Below are 18,261 nucleotides of genomic sequence, written 5' to 3'. Positions count from 1 at the left end.
ACTTCATCACTATTTAAAATTTTACACAAAAATGGGAAGGGTGGGAAGAGAAAAATAAAACAGCTTTAGCACATAGGCACTAAAGCTGTTACAATCTTGTGTCTTTCCAAAAATTTACCTTGAGATGAGAAGAAGGATTATAGGGAAGAAGTTTGTATCCTTGTGACTGTAAGTAATCAATTACTTTTGGCAGTATTTGTACGGTTACACTCGAATCATGCATTAAAATGACTTCGACTTGTTCATCACTTTGATTACGTACTCTTTCGAGTATGGCAGAAGGATTGTCATAGCTTTTCCAGTCGTATGTATCGATCGTCCAATCCCACATTTTATACTGGGCCGATACAAGTGCGTCACGGTAATTCTTCTTTAAATAAGGCATACTACCATATGGAACGCGAACGAGATGTGTATTTAATTTCGTAACTTGCTGGACAATGCTTTGTGTTTGCTCCATTTCTGCAATTAAAGTGGAAGGGTCACCAGTGTAAAGGCGTTTTACATCATGTGACATACTGTGAAGTCCGATATAATGTCCGTCTTTAATTAATCGTTGCATTGTCTTTTTATAATGTGGTACTTTTCCACCAATAACAAAGAAAGTTGCTTTTCCGTTCTTTTCTTTTAAGATGTTTAAAATTTGTGTAGTATATTTGTTTGGACCGTCATCAAATGTTAAGTACGCAATTTTTTGTGTAGGAGAAGTTGTTTCAGTATTTGGATGATATTCAGCAGGAATAACAGTTGTTGCTTCAGTATTAGATGATACGTACATAGTAATCGTTAAAAATAAAATAATACATTGAAATACTCGCTTGATCATAACATTCACCCTCAGTTTGACAATCAAGATGTAAAAAAGAAAACTTGATACTTTTCTTATTATGTATATCTTTCTCCAATAGAGGAACTCTCAAACAATCTATATTTTGGAAATATAAAATGAGAATAAAAAATAGCATCCTCTTATAAGAAAGAGGATGCTATTTGAATATTTCATAATTGAAAAGGCTATACTACAATTAGTCTTCGCGTTTTTTCACTTTTTTATAAAAGGAAATGATTGGTTTGTAGCGTTCATGTACAAGCCCGATTATTTCAGCGATGATTTCTGTGAAGAAAATCAAAGCGAAAAGAAGAATAATGGATAACCATAACGTTGCAGTAGTAAAAATAATGGCATTTACACTAAAGAAAATACCGAATGCGTATATAATTAGTACCGTTTTGCGATGAGAGAATCCCATTGCAAGTAAGCGGTGATGTAAATGCGATTTATCTGGTGCTGAAATAGGTTTTTTATTTACGATACGACGGATGATTGCAAATATCGTATCAAATATAGGTACACCTAAAATGATAATTGGAACGATAAAACTGAATAACGTTACACTTTTGTATAATCCAAGTAACGATATAACAGAAATACAGTATCCTAAAAATAGTGCTCCTGTATCTCCCATGAAAATTTTTGCTGGATGGAAGTTGTAGAATAAAAATCCAATTGTACTTGCTAATATAATTAATGCAAGTGGCAAGATAATAGCTGTTCCAGTACCCCATGGGCTAGTGAAGGCCATATATGCTAGCGTTGCAAGTACGATAGATGAAATCCCAGCAGATAATCCATCTAAGCCGTCAATTAAGTTGATTGCATTCGTAATACCTACAAGCCAAAATACTGTAATTGGATAAGCAAGCCATCCAAGTTCAGTATCCCCAATGAATGGGATATATAATACTTGCACTAATAATCCACTTTTTACAATCATAATGGCAACTAACAGTTGTCCACCGAATTTTACTCTCGCAGATAACTCGTACATATCATCTAAAATTCCGATGATTACAATGATAATTGCACCTAGCGTTATCGATAACATTCTTTGCTCATATAAGCCACCGACAACAAATCCTACAGCTACACCAATAAATATTGCTAACCCGCCAAGACGTGGCATAATCTTTTGGTGCACTTTACGTGCGTTTGGCTTATCTGTCGCTCCTATTTTAAAAGCTAATTTAATAACTAAAGGAGTAACGACAAGTACAGTGATGAAAGATGCCAAAATGGCATAAATCACTTGTGAGTCCATTAATACCCCACCCTTTATAGTCTAACGTAATTTTTTTTTTTGAAAATATATTTATCTGAAAATTATGATGTTTGTTTACAGGCTCATAACATATGGTATCACAAAAAGATTAGAATTCAATCTTTTTTTCTTTTTACGGTTAATGGAAGCGAATAAAATATATGACAATTGTATATAGAATGTTGAATCATATAAGAAGGTTAATCGTACTGGACTTCGGAATGTGACATTTTCTCTTTTTCTTCGATAGTGAATACTTTTATTTCAGTATTATAAGTGTTGCACGTAGAAATGAGTAAGTCTCGTGTTAAAATGTGGGAATTTATTACGCGTAAACTGGCAGCCTCATTCTTACTGATTAAGTTTTACTTTATAGTGCATTTAATTTTACAAAAACTTTAAAAAAAATAAGAGAAGTAATTCATATAATGAAAAAGGAAAAGGGTTTTCTCATTTTTAATATGAGAGGGGGAAGCGCAGGGAGAGTTCTATATTTCATATCTTTTCTATTGTAAATTCCTGTGCGAAAAAGAAATGAAAATTACGATAGTAGGTACTGGATATGTTGGATTGATTACAGGAGTAGGATTGGCAAAATTAGGGCATTCAGTTACATGTTTTGATATAGATGATGAAAAAATTGAACGGATAAAACAAGGGGATTTACCTATTTATGAGGTTAGATTACATGAATTAATAAATTATGCATATGAGAATAATGCTTTAATTTTTACATCAAATAAAGAAGAGGCATTTGATGATGTAGAGTTTATATTTATTGCAGTTGGAACACCACCTTTATTAGATGGGACGGCAGATTTAACGTATATTCAGAGTGCTTGTAACGATATTGGATTATACGCGACGAACGATATTATTGTTGTTACGAAAAGTACAGTTCCAGTAGGTACAAATGATGTAATGAAGGGATGGATTGAGGAGAAGTTAAAAGGGAGGCATACAGTACATATCGTATCGAATCCAGAGTTTTTGCGTGAAGGTTCAGGTATTTATGATTTCTTTCATGGAGATCGTATTGTAATTGGAGCGGATAGCGAGGAAGTAGCAAGAAGAGTAGAGAGTTTGTATAGTGAATTATGTTTAGAAACGTATGTTACAGATATTAAAAGTGCAGAGATGATTAAATACGCGTCGAATGCCTTTTTAGCTACAAAGATTAGTTTCATTAATGAAATTTCAAATATATGTGAGAAGGTAGGCGCGAATGTATTGGATGTTGCCAAAGGGATGGGAATGGATAAGAGAATTGGTGCATCTTTTTTAAATGCGGGCATTGGCTACGGAGGGTCGTGTTTTCCGAAAGATACGAAAGCGCTGGTGCAAATTGCGGGAAATGTTGCTCATGATTTTCGTTTGTTAAAAGCGGTTATTGAAGTAAATAATAAGCAACAGCTGCTATTGATTGAAAAAGCGAAAAAAGTTATGAACATGAGTAAAAAGCGGATTGCAGTTCTTGGCGCATCCTTTAAACCGAATACGGATGATATTAGAGAGGCATCATCTCTTATTATAATAGAAGCATTACTTAATATAGGTGCAGAAATTGTTCTTTACGACCCAAAAGCAATTCAATATGTAAAAAATATATTTGGAGATGCTATACAATATAGTAGATGTATAGATGAATCGATTAGAGATGCGAGTGCGGTTTTTATCGTAACAGAATGGGAAGATATTCAAACTTATCCGTTAGAAAAGTACGTACAACTTATGAGGGAGCCTATTTTATTTGATGGGAGAAATTGTTATACTGATGAAGATGTTAAGAAACAAAAGATAGATTATTACTCGGTGGGAAGAAAAAGTATTTGTAATAGAAAAGTTTCTGTTATGCGTTAAAAAGGGATGTACTCATGCATATTTTTATATGTCATAATAGAAGCTGTAATTAGTGAAAGAAAAGAGGCAATCACATGACTGAACGTTTAAAAGTAATGACAATTTTCGGGACACGTCCAGAAGCAATTAAAATGGCACCTCTTGTATTAGAGTTGCAAAAACACCCAGAAAAAATTGAATCGATTGTGACTGTAACAGCACAGCATCGCCAAATGTTAGATCAAGTATTAAGTATCTTTGGAATTACGCCAGATTTCGATTTAAATATCATGAAAGACCGCCAAACTTTAATTGATGTTACAACGCGTGGTTTAGAAGGTTTGGATAAAGTAATGAAAGAAGCGAAGCCGGATATTGTACTTGTACATGGTGATACAACAACAACATTTATTGCAAGCTTAGCTGCTTTTTATAATCAAATTCCAGTAGGTCATGTTGAGGCGGGCCTTCGTACGTGGGATAAGTATTCTCCATACCCAGAAGAGATGAATCGTCAATTAACAGGTGTAATGGCGGATCTTCATTTCTCACCAACAGCAAAATCAGCAACGAACTTACAGAAGGAAAATAAAGATGAGTCACGTATTTTCATTACAGGAAATACAGCAATTGACGCGCTACAAACGACTGTAAAAGAAACATATAGTCATCCTGTACTAGAGAAACTTGGAAATGATCGTCTTGTACTTATGACAGCTCACCGCCGTGAAAACTTAGGTGAACCGATGCGCAATATGTTCCGTGCAATTAAGCGTCTTGTTGATAAGCATGAAGATGTACAAGTTGTGTACCCTGTTCATATGAACCCTGTTGTTCGTGAAATAGCAAATGAAATTTTAGGTGAACATAACCGTATTCATTTAATTGAGCCGCTAGATGTAATTGATTTCCACAATGTTGCAGCTCGTTCATACTTAATGTTAACGGATTCTGGTGGTGTACAAGAAGAAGCTCCATCACTTGGGGTACCAGTTCTTGTTCTTCGTGATACAACAGAGCGTCCTGAAGGTATTGAAGCAGGTACGCTGAAATTAGCAGGAACAGACGAAGAGACAATCTTTGGTCTTGCTGATGAGCTGTTATCAGATAAAGAAGCCCATGATAAGATGGCGAAAGCATCTAACCCTTATGGTGATGGTCGTGCATCAGAGCGTATTGTAGAAGCGATTTTACAACACTTTAATAAGTAAAAAAAAAAGGGCCCAATCGGATAGATTGGGCCTTTTTTTTTACGGCTGATTGCGCATAATCCACTCTGCATGAGCATTTGTAGAAGGTGGCGGATCAGTTGGTGTTTTATTTTGGTTTGTCTCTTTTTTTGTTTGTTCGTTAGAGTTAGAACTTGAATTTAAATCAGGATTTGAGTTGTTTTTTGTAGTTGGATTTTTTGCTTTTTCTCCTAATTCTTTTTCAATTTCGTTACGCACCGTTTCTACACTGATTGGATCTGGAAGGAAGTAATAAATACCGCCTATCTTTTTGTCTTCGCCTTCAAGCTTTAACGTTTGCATTGTAGAAGGATCAAATCCAGAAAGTTTATTGTAAAGAGCAAGTCCGTCTGAAATAGGAATGTCGGTTTTTATATATTTTCCAACGACAGCTGTTAAATCTTTAATTTTAAATACAGTAGAGGTGGAGTTTAGTTTATGAGCAACAGCGGCCAGTAATTGTCTTTGTCTAGCAGCTCGACCATAATCGCCATTTGGATCTTGCTTTCGCATACGGACGTAAGCAAGTGCTTCTTCACCGTTTAAGTTTTGCTGTCCTTGCTTAAACTGAATTTTTTTGTAGTAATCCACGTCAGAGCGCTCCCAGAAATCGAAGGGTACGTCAACGGTAACGCCGCCAACAGCATCAACGATACCTTTAAAGCCTTGGAAATCAATTTTCAGATAATGGTCTACAGGAACTTTTAGAAAGCCTTCGACAGTTTTGATTGCCATTTCTTCTCCGCCGTAAGCATGGGCAGCGTTAATTTTGTCTTCCTTATTTTTGCCAACAATTTTAACTCGAGAATCACGAGGAATACTCATAAGTGAAATCTTTTGCGTTTTTGGATTGACTGTTGCAAACATTAATGAGTCTGTACGACCATTTTGACCATCTGTCGCATAATCTTCTATACCCATAATGAGAATTGTAAAAGGTTCTTTTGTAATTTCTACATCTTTGTTTCTTAAATCTGATTTTTCACGAGTAAAACCACTATACATCCCCATAAGAGAAGAGTAAGAATTTAACACATAAACTCCTATGCTGCCAAATAAAAATGCGAAAATAAGGAAGAAGAAAAGTTTCCTTCTTCGCTTCTTTTTTATTCTGCTATTTTGGAGATGATAATAACGTTCTTCCATATATAATCTCCTTAGTTCGTTAGTTCATTTGTAGGGAAGTAATTCACTACATTAATCTTTGAAGGTGATAAATGGGTTATGCTTAGATAACATCTTGTTCTAAGTACAACATATCTCCTTCTGTAATTGTACATTTCCCGTTTGTTAATTCAATCATCCAATCTGTAAATGCTTGTTTGCCGTCTTCTTCTACATACGTATCAAATGTGACATTTTCTAGATAATGAATATCTTTAATGGCATATTTTGAATTGCGTAATTCATTTTCCACTTTGCCAAGTAATGTGTAATCAATCTCGGTTTGCATCACACGCATTAGTTTTCGCTGGACAACACCGACATGATTAATGCCTTCGCTTGTACACTTTCCATATGCACGAATTAATCCACCTGCACCAAGTTTAATGCCACCAAAATAGCGTGTTACAACAACAACGGTATCTTTTAGTCCACGTTTTTTAAGTACTTCCAGCATTGGTACGCCAGCTGTACCGCTAGGCTCGCCGTCATCATTTGCTTTTTGAATATGATCTTGTTCGCCAATTAAATAAGCGGAACAATTATGTGTTGCATTCCAATGTTGTTTTTTTATTTTTTGTATAAATTCTTGAGCCTCTTCCTCAGTCGTTGCTCGGCTAATATAACAAATAAATCTTGATTTTTGAATGACGATTTCGTGTTCGCCGTAGTCTTTGATTGTTAAATATTGTAATAGCACTTGTGTACGCCCCTATCTATCAAAATGACTAGTACTTTCCATTTTAAAAGCGAGCCTTTTTATATTCAAACATTTTTTCTAAATATGCTGAAGTTTTTGGTGAGTATTTTATCTTTTTGTTGTAATTTGTCGAGATGGTAGGTATAATTTCAACCGGCATTTTCATGTATGGATGCACCATTTGTAGTTTTCGTGTAAAATTAGGAAATAAAACTTTTTATAAGGCAGGTACGAAAATGAAAATAGCTATTGTTACTGATAGTACGGCATATATACCGAAGCAAATTCGTGATGAACTCAATATATATATGATTCCATTAAACGTTGTGTTTGGAACAGAATCTTATCAAGAAGAAGCTGAAATTTCAGCAGATGATTTTTATGTGAAAGTACGTGAACAAGAGGAACTTCCAAAAACTTCTCAACCAGCAATCGGAAAGTTTGTTGAGCTATATGAAGAACTAGCTAAAGATTATGATGCAGTTATTAGTATTCACCTATCAAGTGGAATTAGTGGTACATATCAAACATCAACGACAGCTGGACAGATGGTAGAGGGTATTGATGTATACACGTATGACTCTGAAATTAGTTGTGAAGTACAAGGATTTTATGTGCGTGAAGGTGCAAAGTTAGCAAGTGAAGGAAAGAACCCAAAAGAGATTATCGCTCGTTTTGATGAAATGAAGAAAACGATGGACGCCTATTTTGTAGTTGATGATTTACATCATTTACAACGTGGTGGTCGATTGAATAGCGCGCAAGCTTTCATCGGCAGTCTGTTACAAGTGAAGCCAGTTTTATATTTTAGAGATAAAATCATTATTCCGTTTGAAAAGATTCGTACACGTAAAAAAGCATTAAAACGTATCATTGAAATTTTTGATGAGCAAGCAAGTAAAGGTGTACCTATGGAAGCAGTTATCATTCATGCACAACGTGAAGAAGAAGCGAATGAATGGAAGAAAGAATTAGAAGCAAAATATCCTCACGTCACAATTCGTACAGGTTATTTTGGAGCTGTAATTGGTACGCACTTAGGTGAAGGTGCATTAGGTCTTGGATGGTATACGAAGTAATAAAGATATAAAAAGCTCTCTTTTTAAGAGGGTTTTTTTACGGGTATGTTACGTTTAGTTGACAAGTTAATATTTGGAAATGTTAAAATGTACGTAAAATAAAATAATGAGGAAAGTTTTATAACTTACTTTTTACAAGAAACTATATTATAATAGAAGAGAGGTGAAACATATGGAGCATAATTCTTGTTTATGTCCAAAGTTTGAGTCAGCTTTTACTCTGCTTAGTAAGAAGTGGACTGGCTTAATTATTAAATCTTTGCTTGAAGAGTCGAAACGTTTTAGAGAAATCGCAGATATTATCCCAAATATGAGCGATCGTATGTTGTCAGAGCGTTTAAAGGAATTGGAAAGCGAGGGCATTGTAGTTCGTAATGTCTATCCAGAAGTACCAGTTCGAATCGAGTATGGCTTAACTGACAAGGGAAAAGCGTTAGAAAGTGTTATGGATGAGGTCCAAAATTGGGCTGAGAAATGGATGAAGTAGCATTTCATTTGTATTCGTATATTTAATAAAACGTAAGGGATTCCTTACGTTTTTTCTTTGTTTATAGAAGTGAGAAAAGTATATAAATTTCTACACATACATACAAAAATATACGCATTTTGCGCTAGAGCTACATATAATATTACATTTGTTTTACAAAAACGTAACATTAGCAAAAAAAATCCCGAATTATGGTATAAATTTTATAGGTTATATACGGAAAAAGAAAAAAGAAAGCGGTGTAAAAAATAAAATGAAAAAGCTAAAAATGGCATCTTGTGCATTAGTTGCAGGATTAATGTTTTCTGGGCTAACACCAAATGTATTTGCAGAAGATAAAATTTCTGACGTGAAATCACAAATTAACACACAAAATGACACTTTACATAAACAACAACAAGAACGTGATGAATTACAAAAACAAATGAATGACTTAAACAAAACAATTCAAGGTTTAGATAAATCTGTTCAAGAGAATGCTGCAAAGCTTGATGAAACAACGAAAAAAGTTGCTGATACTGAGCAATTAATTGAAAAGAAAAATAAAGATATTGCAGAATTACAAACAAAGATTGCAAAACGTGAAGAACTATTAAGAAAGCGTTTAGTTGCACTTCAAGAACAACCAAATACGAACGTTGTAACAGAAGTTCTTGTAAACTCTAAAAACGTTGCAGATTTAGTTGATCGTTTAACTTCTGTTTCTAAAATTCTTGAGTCTGATGAAGATATCATGAAAACACAACAAGAAGACCAAGCTAGTGTGAAAAAAGATGTTGCAACGGTAAAAGAAAAACAAAAAGAATTAAAAGAAGCACAAGCTCAAATTGAAACTGCTAAGAAAGAACTTGACGCTGAAAAAGAGAAAAAAGCAACAGCGGTAAACGATTTAAGCGGTAAAATGGATACAGTTGTAACTTCAATGACAAGCACGGAAGGTCAATTGAAAGAGCTTGAGAAACAAGCATTACAATTACAACGCATTGCCGAAGAAGAAGCACAAGCAAAAGCTGCACAAGAAGCTGCTGCTCAAAAACAAGCTGAGCAAGCTGCTAAAGCTGCGCAAGCTCAACCAGCACAAGCACCTGCAGAGCAAGTTGCACCAGCAAACAATGGTGGACAAGCTCAAAAAGAAGAGCCTAAAAAAGAAGAACCAAAAAAAGAAGAGCCTAAGAAAGAAGCACCTAAACAAGAAGAGAAAAAGCCAGCTTCAAATGTGGGTGGCGTAATTGGTAAAGCACAAAGCTACTTAGGTTTACCATATGTTTGGGGAAGTGCATCTCCATCAAACGGTGGTTTTGACTGTAGTGGATTCATTTCTTACATTTTTGGTGTAGGTCGTCAAGACGTTGCAGGTTACTGGAATTCAGTTTCTAAAGTAGGTAGCCCACAACCAGGAGACTTAGTATTCTTCCAAGGTACTTATAAAGCAGGTCCATCTCACATCGGTATTTACGTTGGTAATGGCCAAATGATTCATGCTAGTGATAAAGGAATTGCATACGGTGATATTAACAGTTCGTATAACCAAAAACATTTCTTAGGATACGGTCGATTCTAGGATTTATAAAAGAATAAAAAAAGTGTATAAAGTCGATAGCTTACAGCCCTTTCCGAACGGGAAAGCCCATCGCCTTTAGGCATGGGATGAAAGTGAGGTTGGATACGGAGTACCACTAAAAATCGCTAAGTTTGTGGTACTTTAAGTATCCAAAATATTGGTATCTTTTGTGGTGTAGTTTAAAAGTAAAACTGATACAATGTGAATATGATAAATGATTATAGAAGAACCAAAACAACTGTGTCATTAATTAACTACCATTTTGTGTTTTGCCCGCGATACAGAAGAAAAATTTTTCTTAACACAAAAGTAGAAGAACGTTTCAAAGAGTTGGTTCAAGAAATATGCGGAGAAATGGATGTTGCTATTGTCGCAATGGAATGCGACAAAGACCACGTTCACTTGTTCTTAAATACACTACCAACACTTAGTCCTGCTGACACAATGGCGAAAATTAAAGGAGTGACATCGAAGCGTTTGAGAGAAGAGGTTCCTCATCTTCAACACTTGCCAAGTCTATGGACACGTTCCTATTTTGTTTCTACTGCTGGAAATGTATCGACTGAGACAATTAAACAGTATGTTGAAAATCAAAAGAAGAGGGGGTGAAAATTGTGTCACAAACAATCACAGTCAAAGTTAAATTGCTTCCAACAAAAGAACAAATTCAGTTATTGGAACAAAGTAGCTATGAGTATATCAAAGTCATTAATACACTTGTATCTGAAATGGCTGAAGCGAAGAAGAGCACTAAGAAAAGTACAAAAGATGTTGAAGCGAATCTTCCAAGCGCAGTGAAGAACCAAGCAATTAAAGACGCTAAAAGTGTGTTTTCTACAAAGGTGAAAAAAAGTAAATACAAAGTTATTCCGATTCTAAAGAGACCTGTTTGTGTATGGAACAATCAAAACTATTCGTTTGACTTCACGCACATTTCAGTTCCACTCATGGTAAATGGAAAATCAACTCGCTTAAAGGTTCGTGCTTTATTAACTGATAAATATAATCGCAATTTTAATTTGTTAACACACAAGTTAGGTACACTTCGTATCACGAAGAAATCTAATAAGTGGATTGCTCAAATATCTGTCACAATTCCTACAAATGAAAAAACAGGAACGAAGATTTTAGGGGTAGATTTAGGTCTTAAAGTCCCTGCGGTAGCCATCACAGACGATGAGAAAGTTCGTTTCTTCGGCAATGGTAGACAAAACAAATATATGAAACGTAAGTTTCGTAGTGTTCGTAAGAAGTTAGGTGAAAATAAGAAATTAAATGCCATTCGACAACTTGATGATAAAGAACAAAGATGGATGCAAGACCAAGACCACAAAGTAAGTCGTGAAATCATTGACTTTGCAACTGATAATAACATTTCTGTTATTCGTTTAGAACAACTAACGAATATTAGACAGACGGCAAGAACAAGCCGTAAAAACGAGAAAAATCTACACACTTGGTCATTCTATCGTTTAGCACAATTCATTGAATACAAAGCGAATTTAGTTGGTATTAAGGTAGAATATGTGAACCCTGCTTATACAAGTCAAACATGTCCGAAATGTTCTGAAAAGAACAAAGCACCAGACAGAAAATACAAGTGCCGATGTGGATTTGAGAAACATCGTGATATTGTTGGGGCGATGAATATTCGCTACGCAACTGTGATTGATGGTAACAGTCAATCAGCCTAAGATGCTATACGCACTGTCTTAGGAGGGGCAATGAGATGCCCTCATCTTGAAGTCTGTTCAAAACAGAAATGGACTGCGAACGTTTAGTCATTCAAGAATCCCACCCGTCAATCCGTAAGGATTAGGGCTTGCGACTTTAGTCGTGGGAGTCTCAATATTTTATAAGTAGGTTATCGGCTTTTTTGAGTTTTTACGAAATGATGAGAAAGGTTTATAGTAGTGCTGGAGGTGATTGTTGATGGTAGCGGGAAAACAGTTGCTATTAGAAGAACTTTCTTCAGATTTACAGAGGAAATTAAACGATTTGAAAAAAAAGGGAGAGATCGTATGTGTACAAGGTGTAAAAAAGAAGAATTCTAAATATATGTGCCAACGCTGTGGAAATGTAGATCGGCGGCTATTTGCGTCGTTTTTATGTAAAAGATGCAGTAAAGTGTGCACATATTGCCGGAAGTGTATAACGATGGGGAGAGTAAGTGAATGTGCTGTACTTGTTCGCGGGATTGCTGAAAGAAAGAGAGAAAAGAATTCAAATTTGTTACAGTGGAACGGGACGTTGTCTACTGGCCAGAATTTGGCGGCGCAAGGAGTTATAGAGGCTATTAAGCAAAAAGAATCATTTTTTATTTGGGCTGTATGCGGGGCTGGGAAAACAGAGATGTTGTTTTACGGTATTAACGAAGCGCTTCAAAAAGGAGAAAGAGTTTGTATCGCAACGCCAAGAACGGATGTTGTTTTGGAATTAGCACCGAGATTACAAAAAGTATTTCCATATATAAAGGTAGCGGCTTTATATGGAGGGAGTGTAGATAAAGAAAAAGATGCAGTACTAGTCGTTGCGACCACGCATCAATTATTACGTTATTATAGGGCGTTTCATGTCATAGTTGTAGATGAGATAGATGCTTTTCCATATTGTGCAGATCAAATGTTACAGTACGCGGTAAAACAAGCGATGAAAGAAAAAGCGGCGCGTATTTATTTAACTGCGACTCCAGATGAAACGTGGAAGCGAAAATTTAGAAAAGGTGAACAAAAAGGTGTTATTGTTTCTGGACGATATCACCGTCATCCGTTGCCAGTTCCCCTATTTTGCTGGTGCGGAAATTGGAAGAAAAGCCTCAACCGTGAAAGAATTCCTCGAGTTTTACTACAATGGTTAAAGATGTACTTAAACAAAAAGTATCCTGTTTTTTTATTCGTTCCCCATGTACGATATATAGAAGAAATAAGCTCGTTATTGAAATCATTGCATAATAAAGTTGAAGGGGTACATGCAGAAGATCCGATGAGAAAAGAGAAAGTCGCAGCGTTCAGAAAGGGAGAAATCCCATTATTAGTTACAACGACAATTTTAGAGCGAGGCGTAACGGTGATAAATTTGCAAGTTGCAGTTTTAGGGGCGGAAGAAGAAATATTTTCAGAAAGTGCGCTCGTACAAATTGCGGGCCGAGCAGGGCGGAGCTTTGAAGCACCGTATGGAGAGGTCATTTATTTTCACTATGGCAAGACAGAGGCGATGGTGCGCGCGAAAAAACATATTCAAGGTATGAATAAAAATGCGAAAGAACAAGGATTGATCGATTAATGCATTGTTTACTTTGTGATGAGTGTTTTGTAGAAAAGGTTAGTTGGTACACTTTTTTTGTAAAGTGTCATAGAAAATATATATGTGATAGATGTGAGCAGAAACTTTCCTATATTATAGGAGAAATTTGCATGGAGTGCGGGCGACCTTTAGAATTTGTTCCTGCCTCATTTCAAGAAGACGGTATTTGTATAGATTGTATAAGGTGGATGAAAGAGGAGAAGTATCGTTCTTTTAAAAACCGTTCGTTATATATGTATGATGATGAGATGAAAGAAATAGTAGCGCAGTTTAAGTTTCGGGGGGATGCAGAGTTAGTGCACATTTTTTATCGTCCTTTTCGAAGTTTATTTCAAAAGTGTTTTGCCAATGTTTCAACTGTTATCGCTGTTCCGCTTAGTAAGGAAAGGGAAATTGAACGTGGTTTTAATCAAGCTGAGTTATTAGCAACTTGTTTGCCTGTCAAAATTTCTTATCCATCATTAAGAAGAAGGGAAACAGAAAAGCAAAGTAAGAAGACACGTAAAGAAAGGGTGTCAGGAAGCAATCCTTTTTATTTTCAGGGAGAAGAGATGTTTTCTGGGCAACATATTTTACTCGTTGATGACGTGTATACGACAGGGAGTACAGTTAGGCAAATCGGAAGTTTGTTATATGAAAGAGGGGCAAGGGAAGTATCTAGTTTGACACTTTGTAGAAGTTAATATGACAGTGTCGAAAGCGATAATAAAAAGGCGATAAGTCTTCTTTGACTTCATATGTTGTCATTCGTTATAGTCAAAATATGGGGCGAATGCCCTGATTTTTAGAGTGAAGGGAATGGAATGAACATGCAAGGAAGAGTGAAATGGTTCAATGCAGAAAAGGGATTTGGGTTTATTGAGCGTGAAGATGGTGACGATGTATTTGTCCATTTTTCTGCTATTCAACAAGATGGGTATAAGTCATTGGAAGAAGGGCAACAAGTAGAGTTTGACATTGTAGATGGAGCACGTGGACCACAAGCAGCTAATGTTGTGAAACTGTAGGGTATATTGTTTTGGGAAGAGAAAGCTGCGTTTGTGGCAACGTTATATATATGTAGTAGAACCTCTTGTTTTTCGCAAGGGGGTTTTTGTTATAGGGTAAGTTGTCAAAAAGTTGTTTCTTTTCTGTAACGAATTGTCCACAGAAATATTCGTTATTCACGATGTTAATAGGATAAAATAAAGATAGAAACGATGCATCTTTTCATTTCAACAAAAAACGATAAAAAAATCGCAATTCCACTAATTTTTTTAAAAAAGTTAGAAGGAGTTTTTAAGCCAATGTCGAAATTATAGTACATAGGCTTGAAAGGAGGAATTCATCTATGAAATTCAACATTCGTGGTGAAAATATTGAAGTAACTCCAGCATTAAAGGAATATGTAGAGAAAAAACTAAGTAAGTTAGAGCGTTATTTTGATACATTCCCAGAGATTAAAGTTAATTTAAAAGTATACTCTGACAAGCAACGTGTCGAGGTAACAATCCCATTTACTGATTTATTACTTCGTGCAGAAGAAACTAATAGCGATATGTACGCTGCTATCGATTTAGTAGTTGATAAAATTGAGCGACAAATTCGTAAACATAAAACAAAAGTAAATCGTAAGTTACGTGAGAAAGGTTCTATAAAAACGAACTTTATCCTTCCAGAAGCAGTAGCTGTTTTGGATGAGGTAGAAGAAGATGAATTAGAACTTGTACGTACAAAACGATTCGATTTAAAACCGATGGACGTTGAAGAGGCAATCCTACAAATGGATATGCTAGGACATAATTTCTTCGTCTTCACAAATGCTGATACAAACGAAACTAATGTTGTATATGGCCGTAAAGATGGGAAATACGGTTTAATCGAAACTAAATAATAATTCGAAAGCGCAGCCGAATGAGGCTGCGCTTTTTTTGCTGAAAATAGATTTTTAAAAAACTTTTCTTAATTTAGAACGAGACAATCGGCCGATTGTTGTCATAGTTATAAGACAAGTGTTACAATTATCATTAGGTATATACATTTTAGTTTTTTTAATTAGGAGAAAAATTGGCATAACATACATTTGATTTTTATAACGACTGATTGTAATAGAGAAAAAGAAAAACAATCGGAAGTTTTATTTTAATAAAAAGAGGAGCGTATTTCCTATGATCGGTATTTTAAAAAAGGTGTTTGATGTAAATCAACGCCAAATTAAACGTATGCAAAAGACAGTTGAGCAAATTGATGCATTAGAGTCATCTATTAAGCCACTAACTGATGAACAATTAAAAGGAAAGACGCTTGAATTTAAAGAACGTCTAACAAAAGGTGAAACAGTAGATGATTTACTACCTGAAGCTTTTGCAGTTGTTCGCGAAGCGGCAACTCGTGTTCTTGGAATGCGTCCATATGGCGTACAGTTAATGGGTGGTATTGCCTTACATGAAGGGAATATTTCTGAGATGAAAACGGGTGAAGGTAAAACGTTAACATCTACATTACCTGTATATTTAAATGCTTTAACAGGAAAAGGTGTTCACGTTGTTACAGTCAATGAATATTTAGCACAACGTGATGCGAGCGAAATGGGACAACTTCATGAGTTCCTTGGCTTAACGGTAGGAATTAACTTAAATAGTATGTCACGCGAAGAGAAACAAGAGGCTTATGCTGCTGATATTACGTATAGCACAAATAATGAGCTTGGATTCGATTACTTACGTGATAACATGGGTTTATATAAAGAGGAGTGCGTTCAACGTCCACTTCACTTTGCTATTATCGATGAAGTCGATTCTATTTTAGTCGATGAAGCACGTACGCCGCTTATTATTTCAGGACAAGCTCAAAAATCAACAGAGCTATACATGTTTGCAAATGCATTTGTTCGTACGTTAGAAAATGAAAAAGATTATTCATTTGATGTGAAAACGAAAAATGTAATGCTAACAGAAGATGGTATTACGAAAGCAGAGAAAGCTTTCCATATTGAAAACTTATTCGATTTAAAACATGTAGCACTTCTTCACCATATTAATCAGGGGCTTCGTGCACACGTTGTTATGCATCGTGATACAGATTATGTTGTACAAGAAGGCGAAATCGTAATTGTAGACCAATTCACTGGTCGTCTTATGAAAGGTCGTCGTTATAGCGAAGGATTACACCAAGCGATTGAAGCAAAAGAAGGTGTAGAAATTCAAAATGAAAGCATGACGCTTGCAACAATTACATTCCAGAACTACTTCCGTATGTATGAAAAATTATCTGGTATGACTGGTACAGCGAAAACAGAGGAAGAGGAATTCCGTAACATTTACAATATGAACGTTATTGTAATTCCGACAAACAAACCGATTATTCGTGATGATCGTGCCGATTTAATCTTTAAATCAATGGAAGGTAAGTTCAATGCTGTTGTTGAGGATATTGTAAATCGTCATAAAAAAGGACAACCTGTTCTTGTAGGTACAGTTGCAATTGAAACTTCAGAGCTTATTTCAAAAATGTTAACGCGTAAAGGTGTACGTCATAACATCTTAAATGCGAAAAACCATGCTCGTGAAGCAGATATCATTGCAGAGGCTGGTATTAAAGGTGCTGTAACAATCGCGACGAACATGGCAGGTCGTGGTACAGATATTAAGCTTGGAGACGATGTGAAAAACGTTGGTTTAGCAGTTATCGGTACAGAGCGTCACGAAAGTCGTCGTATTGATAATCAGTTACGTGGTCGTGCTGGTCGTCAAGGGGACCCTGGTGTTACGCAGTTCTACTTATCGATGGAAGATGAATTAATGCGCCGATTTGGTTCAGATAATATGAAAGCAATGATGGACCGCCTTGGTATGGATGATTCTCAGCCGATTGAAAGTAAAATGGTTTCTCGTGCGGTAGAATCTGCACAAAAACGTGTTGAAGGAAATAACTATGATGCACGTAAGCAGTTACTGCAATATGATGATGTACTTCGTCAGCAACGTGAAGTTATTTACAAACAGCGTCAAGAGGTAATGGAGTCTGACAACTTACGCGGCATTATTGAAGGTATGATGAAATCTACAGTAGAACGTGCTGTTGCTCTTCATACACAAGAGGAAATTGAAGAAGATTGGAACATTAAAGGTCTTGTTGACTACTTAAATACAAACCTTCTTCAAGACGGAGATGTAAAAGAAGAAGAATTACGTCGCCTTGCTCCTGAGGAAATGAGCGAGCCAATTATTGAGAAATTAATTGAGCGATACAATGAAAAAGAAAAGCTTATGCCAGAAGAGCAAATGCGTGAGTTTGAGAAGGTTGTTGTATTCCGCGTTGTAGATACGAAATGGACAGAGCATATTGATGCGATGGATCACCTTCGTGAAGGTATTCATTTACGTGCTTACGGTCAAATCGATCCACTTCGTGAGTACCAAATGGAAGGGTTCGCGATGTTCGAGTCAATGGTTGCTTCTATTGAAGAGGAAATTTCTCGTTACATTATGAAAGCTGAAATTGAACAAAACTTAGAACGTCAAGAAGTTGTTCAAGGTGAAGCTGTTCATCCTTCTAGCGATGGCGAAGAAGCAAAGAAAAAGCCAGTTGTAAAAGGTGACCAAGTGGGCCGCAACGATTTATGTAAATGTGGTAGTGGTAAAAAATATAAAAACTGCTGTGGTATCGTTCAGTAATATAGGACGGTAGCTTTGGCTGTTTTGCAAACTTTTATATCAAAAATGTATAATTAAGAAGGATTAAACTCTCTTCCGTAATAAGTGGAGAGAGTTTCCCTTGTTTTCATACGAAAGTAACAGTAATTACATAGAGGTGAAGGAA

Annotated in this window: 16 protein-coding genes; 12 read left to right on the top strand and 4 right to left on the bottom strand. The window is 35.9% G+C overall.

Annotation, left to right across the window (positions count from 1 at the left end; translation table 11 throughout):
* Positions 1–88: 88 nt before the first annotated feature.
* Positions 89–826 carry a polysaccharide deacetylase family protein gene (locus BC_RS25945; protein ID WP_000597149.1) on the bottom strand — a complete coding sequence of 246 codons (738 nt, stop codon included), beginning with the start codon at positions 824–826 and terminating at the stop codon, positions 89–91.
* Between the two features lie 199 nt (positions 827–1,025).
* A complete protein-coding gene (locus tag BC_RS25940) occupies positions 1,026–2,099 on the bottom strand; it encodes a glycosyltransferase family 4 protein (RefSeq protein WP_000378318.1) in 1,074 nt (357 codons plus the stop codon).
* 534 nt (positions 2,100–2,633) lie between these two features.
* On the opposite strand from BC_RS25940, the gene BC_RS25935 reads away from it, so the two are divergent.
* Together BC_RS25935 and wecB are read left to right on the top strand one after the other, a co-directional pair.
* The gene (locus BC_RS25935; protein WP_000704931.1) at positions 2,634–3,959 is read left to right on the top strand and encodes a UDP-glucose dehydrogenase family protein; all 1,326 of its coding nucleotides are present in this window, start codon (positions 2,634–2,636) and stop codon (positions 3,957–3,959) included.
* A gap of 74 nt (positions 3,960–4,033) precedes the next feature.
* A complete protein-coding gene (gene wecB, locus BC_RS25930) occupies positions 4,034–5,149 on the top strand; it encodes a non-hydrolyzing UDP-N-acetylglucosamine 2-epimerase (RefSeq protein WP_000140145.1) in 1,116 nt (371 codons plus the stop codon).
* Positions 5,150–5,188: 39 nt separating this feature from the next.
* On the opposite strand, the gene BC_RS25925 is transcribed toward wecB, so the two are convergent.
* Positions 5,189–6,313, bottom strand: a complete 1,125-nt coding sequence (locus BC_RS25925) for an LCP family protein (protein WP_000392794.1) — start codon at positions 6,311–6,313, stop codon at positions 5,189–5,191.
* A gap of 82 nt (positions 6,314–6,395) precedes the next feature.
* Entirely contained in the window at positions 6,396–7,031 is a 636-nt protein-coding gene (locus BC_RS25920; RefSeq protein WP_000926669.1) for a YigZ family protein, read from the bottom strand.
* A gap of 236 nt (positions 7,032–7,267) precedes the next feature.
* On the opposite strand from BC_RS25920, the gene BC_RS25915 reads away from it, so the two are divergent.
* The 10 genes from BC_RS25915 (at position 7,268) to secA (ending at position 18,116) form a co-directional block, all read left to right on the top strand.
* A complete protein-coding gene (locus BC_RS25915; protein ID WP_000684725.1) occupies positions 7,268–8,110 on the top strand; it encodes a DegV family protein in 843 nt (280 codons plus the stop codon).
* A 172-nt stretch (positions 8,111–8,282) separates the two neighbouring features.
* Positions 8,283–8,597 (top strand): winged helix-turn-helix transcriptional regulator, encoded by a 315-nt coding sequence (locus BC_RS25910; RefSeq protein WP_000400857.1) that lies wholly within the window; start codon positions 8,283–8,285, stop codon positions 8,595–8,597.
* Between the two features lie 148 nt (positions 8,598–8,745).
* On the top strand, positions 8,746–10,158 hold the full coding sequence (locus BC_RS25905) for an NlpC/P60 family protein (RefSeq protein WP_000499481.1): 1,413 nt from the start codon (positions 8,746–8,748) through the stop codon (positions 10,156–10,158).
* A gap of 207 nt (positions 10,159–10,365) precedes the next feature.
* A complete protein-coding gene (gene tnpA / locus BC_RS25900; protein WP_000606463.1) occupies positions 10,366–10,767 on the top strand; it encodes an IS200/IS605-like element ISBce3 family transposase in 402 nt (133 codons plus the stop codon).
* A 5-nt stretch (positions 10,768–10,772) separates the two neighbouring features.
* Entirely contained in the window at positions 10,773–11,852 is a 1,080-nt protein-coding gene (locus BC_RS25895) for an RNA-guided endonuclease TnpB family protein (RefSeq protein ID WP_000084148.1), read from the top strand.
* Positions 11,853–12,090: 238 nt separating this feature from the next.
* Positions 12,091–13,440 carry an ATP-dependent helicase ComFA gene (gene comFA, locus BC_RS25890; RefSeq protein WP_000225360.1) on the top strand — a complete coding sequence of 450 codons (1,350 nt, stop codon included), beginning with the start codon at positions 12,091–12,093 and terminating at the stop codon, positions 13,438–13,440.
* Positions 13,440–14,144 carry a ComF family protein gene (locus BC_RS25885; RefSeq protein WP_011110483.1) on the top strand — a complete coding sequence of 235 codons (705 nt, stop codon included), beginning with the start codon at positions 13,440–13,442 and terminating at the stop codon, positions 14,142–14,144. The genes comFA and BC_RS25885 overlap by 1 nt, the downstream gene beginning before the upstream one ends.
* Positions 14,145–14,270: 126 nt before the next feature.
* Positions 14,271–14,468 carry a cold shock protein CspC gene (gene cspC, locus BC_RS25880; RefSeq protein WP_001990088.1) on the top strand — a complete coding sequence of 66 codons (198 nt, stop codon included), beginning with the start codon at positions 14,271–14,273 and terminating at the stop codon, positions 14,466–14,468.
* A gap of 323 nt (positions 14,469–14,791) precedes the next feature.
* The gene (gene hpf / locus BC_RS25875; RefSeq protein WP_000671185.1) at positions 14,792–15,334 is read left to right on the top strand and encodes a ribosome hibernation-promoting factor, HPF/YfiA family; all 543 of its coding nucleotides are present in this window, start codon (positions 14,792–14,794) and stop codon (positions 15,332–15,334) included.
* Positions 15,335–15,608: 274 nt separating this feature from the next.
* Complete coding sequence (gene secA / locus BC_RS25870; protein ID WP_000579379.1) at positions 15,609–18,116, top strand: preprotein translocase subunit SecA; 2,508 nt, start codon at positions 15,609–15,611, stop codon at positions 18,114–18,116.
* Positions 18,117–18,261: the final 145 nt, after the last annotated feature.

The sequence above is a fragment of the Bacillus cereus ATCC 14579 genome (assembly GCF_000007825.1).
GTDB lineage: Bacteria > Bacillota > Bacilli > Bacillales > Bacillaceae_G > Bacillus_A > Bacillus_A cereus.
This window is presented reverse-complemented; position numbering and strand designations above follow the sequence as displayed.

Coding starts and splice junctions, on each gene's coding strand:
- comFA (WP_000225360.1), top strand. CDS start 12,091: ATGGTAGCGGGAAAACAGTTGCTATTAGAAGAACTTTCTTCAGATTTA.
- BC_RS25945 (WP_000597149.1), bottom strand. CDS start 826: ATGATCAAGCGAGTATTTCAATGTATTATTTTATTTTTAACGATTACT.
- BC_RS25925 (WP_000392794.1), bottom strand. CDS start 6,313: ATGGAAGAACGTTATTATCATCTCCAAAATAGCAGAATAAAAAAGAAG.
- tnpA (WP_000606463.1), top strand. CDS start 10,366: ATGATAAATGATTATAGAAGAACCAAAACAACTGTGTCATTAATTAAC.
- cspC (WP_001990088.1), top strand. CDS start 14,271: ATGCAAGGAAGAGTGAAATGGTTCAATGCAGAAAAGGGATTTGGGTTT.
- BC_RS25910 (WP_000400857.1), top strand. CDS start 8,283: ATGGAGCATAATTCTTGTTTATGTCCAAAGTTTGAGTCAGCTTTTACT.
- BC_RS25915 (WP_000684725.1), top strand. CDS start 7,268: ATGAAAATAGCTATTGTTACTGATAGTACGGCATATATACCGAAGCAA.
- BC_RS25885 (WP_011110483.1), top strand. CDS start 13,440: ATGCATTGTTTACTTTGTGATGAGTGTTTTGTAGAAAAGGTTAGTTGG.
- BC_RS25935 (WP_000704931.1), top strand. CDS start 2,634: ATGAAAATTACGATAGTAGGTACTGGATATGTTGGATTGATTACAGGA.
- BC_RS25940 (WP_000378318.1), bottom strand. CDS start 2,099: ATGGACTCACAAGTGATTTATGCCATTTTGGCATCTTTCATCACTGTA.
- wecB (WP_000140145.1), top strand. CDS start 4,034: ATGACTGAACGTTTAAAAGTAATGACAATTTTCGGGACACGTCCAGAA.
- hpf (WP_000671185.1), top strand. CDS start 14,792: ATGAAATTCAACATTCGTGGTGAAAATATTGAAGTAACTCCAGCATTA.
- secA (WP_000579379.1), top strand. CDS start 15,609: ATGATCGGTATTTTAAAAAAGGTGTTTGATGTAAATCAACGCCAAATT.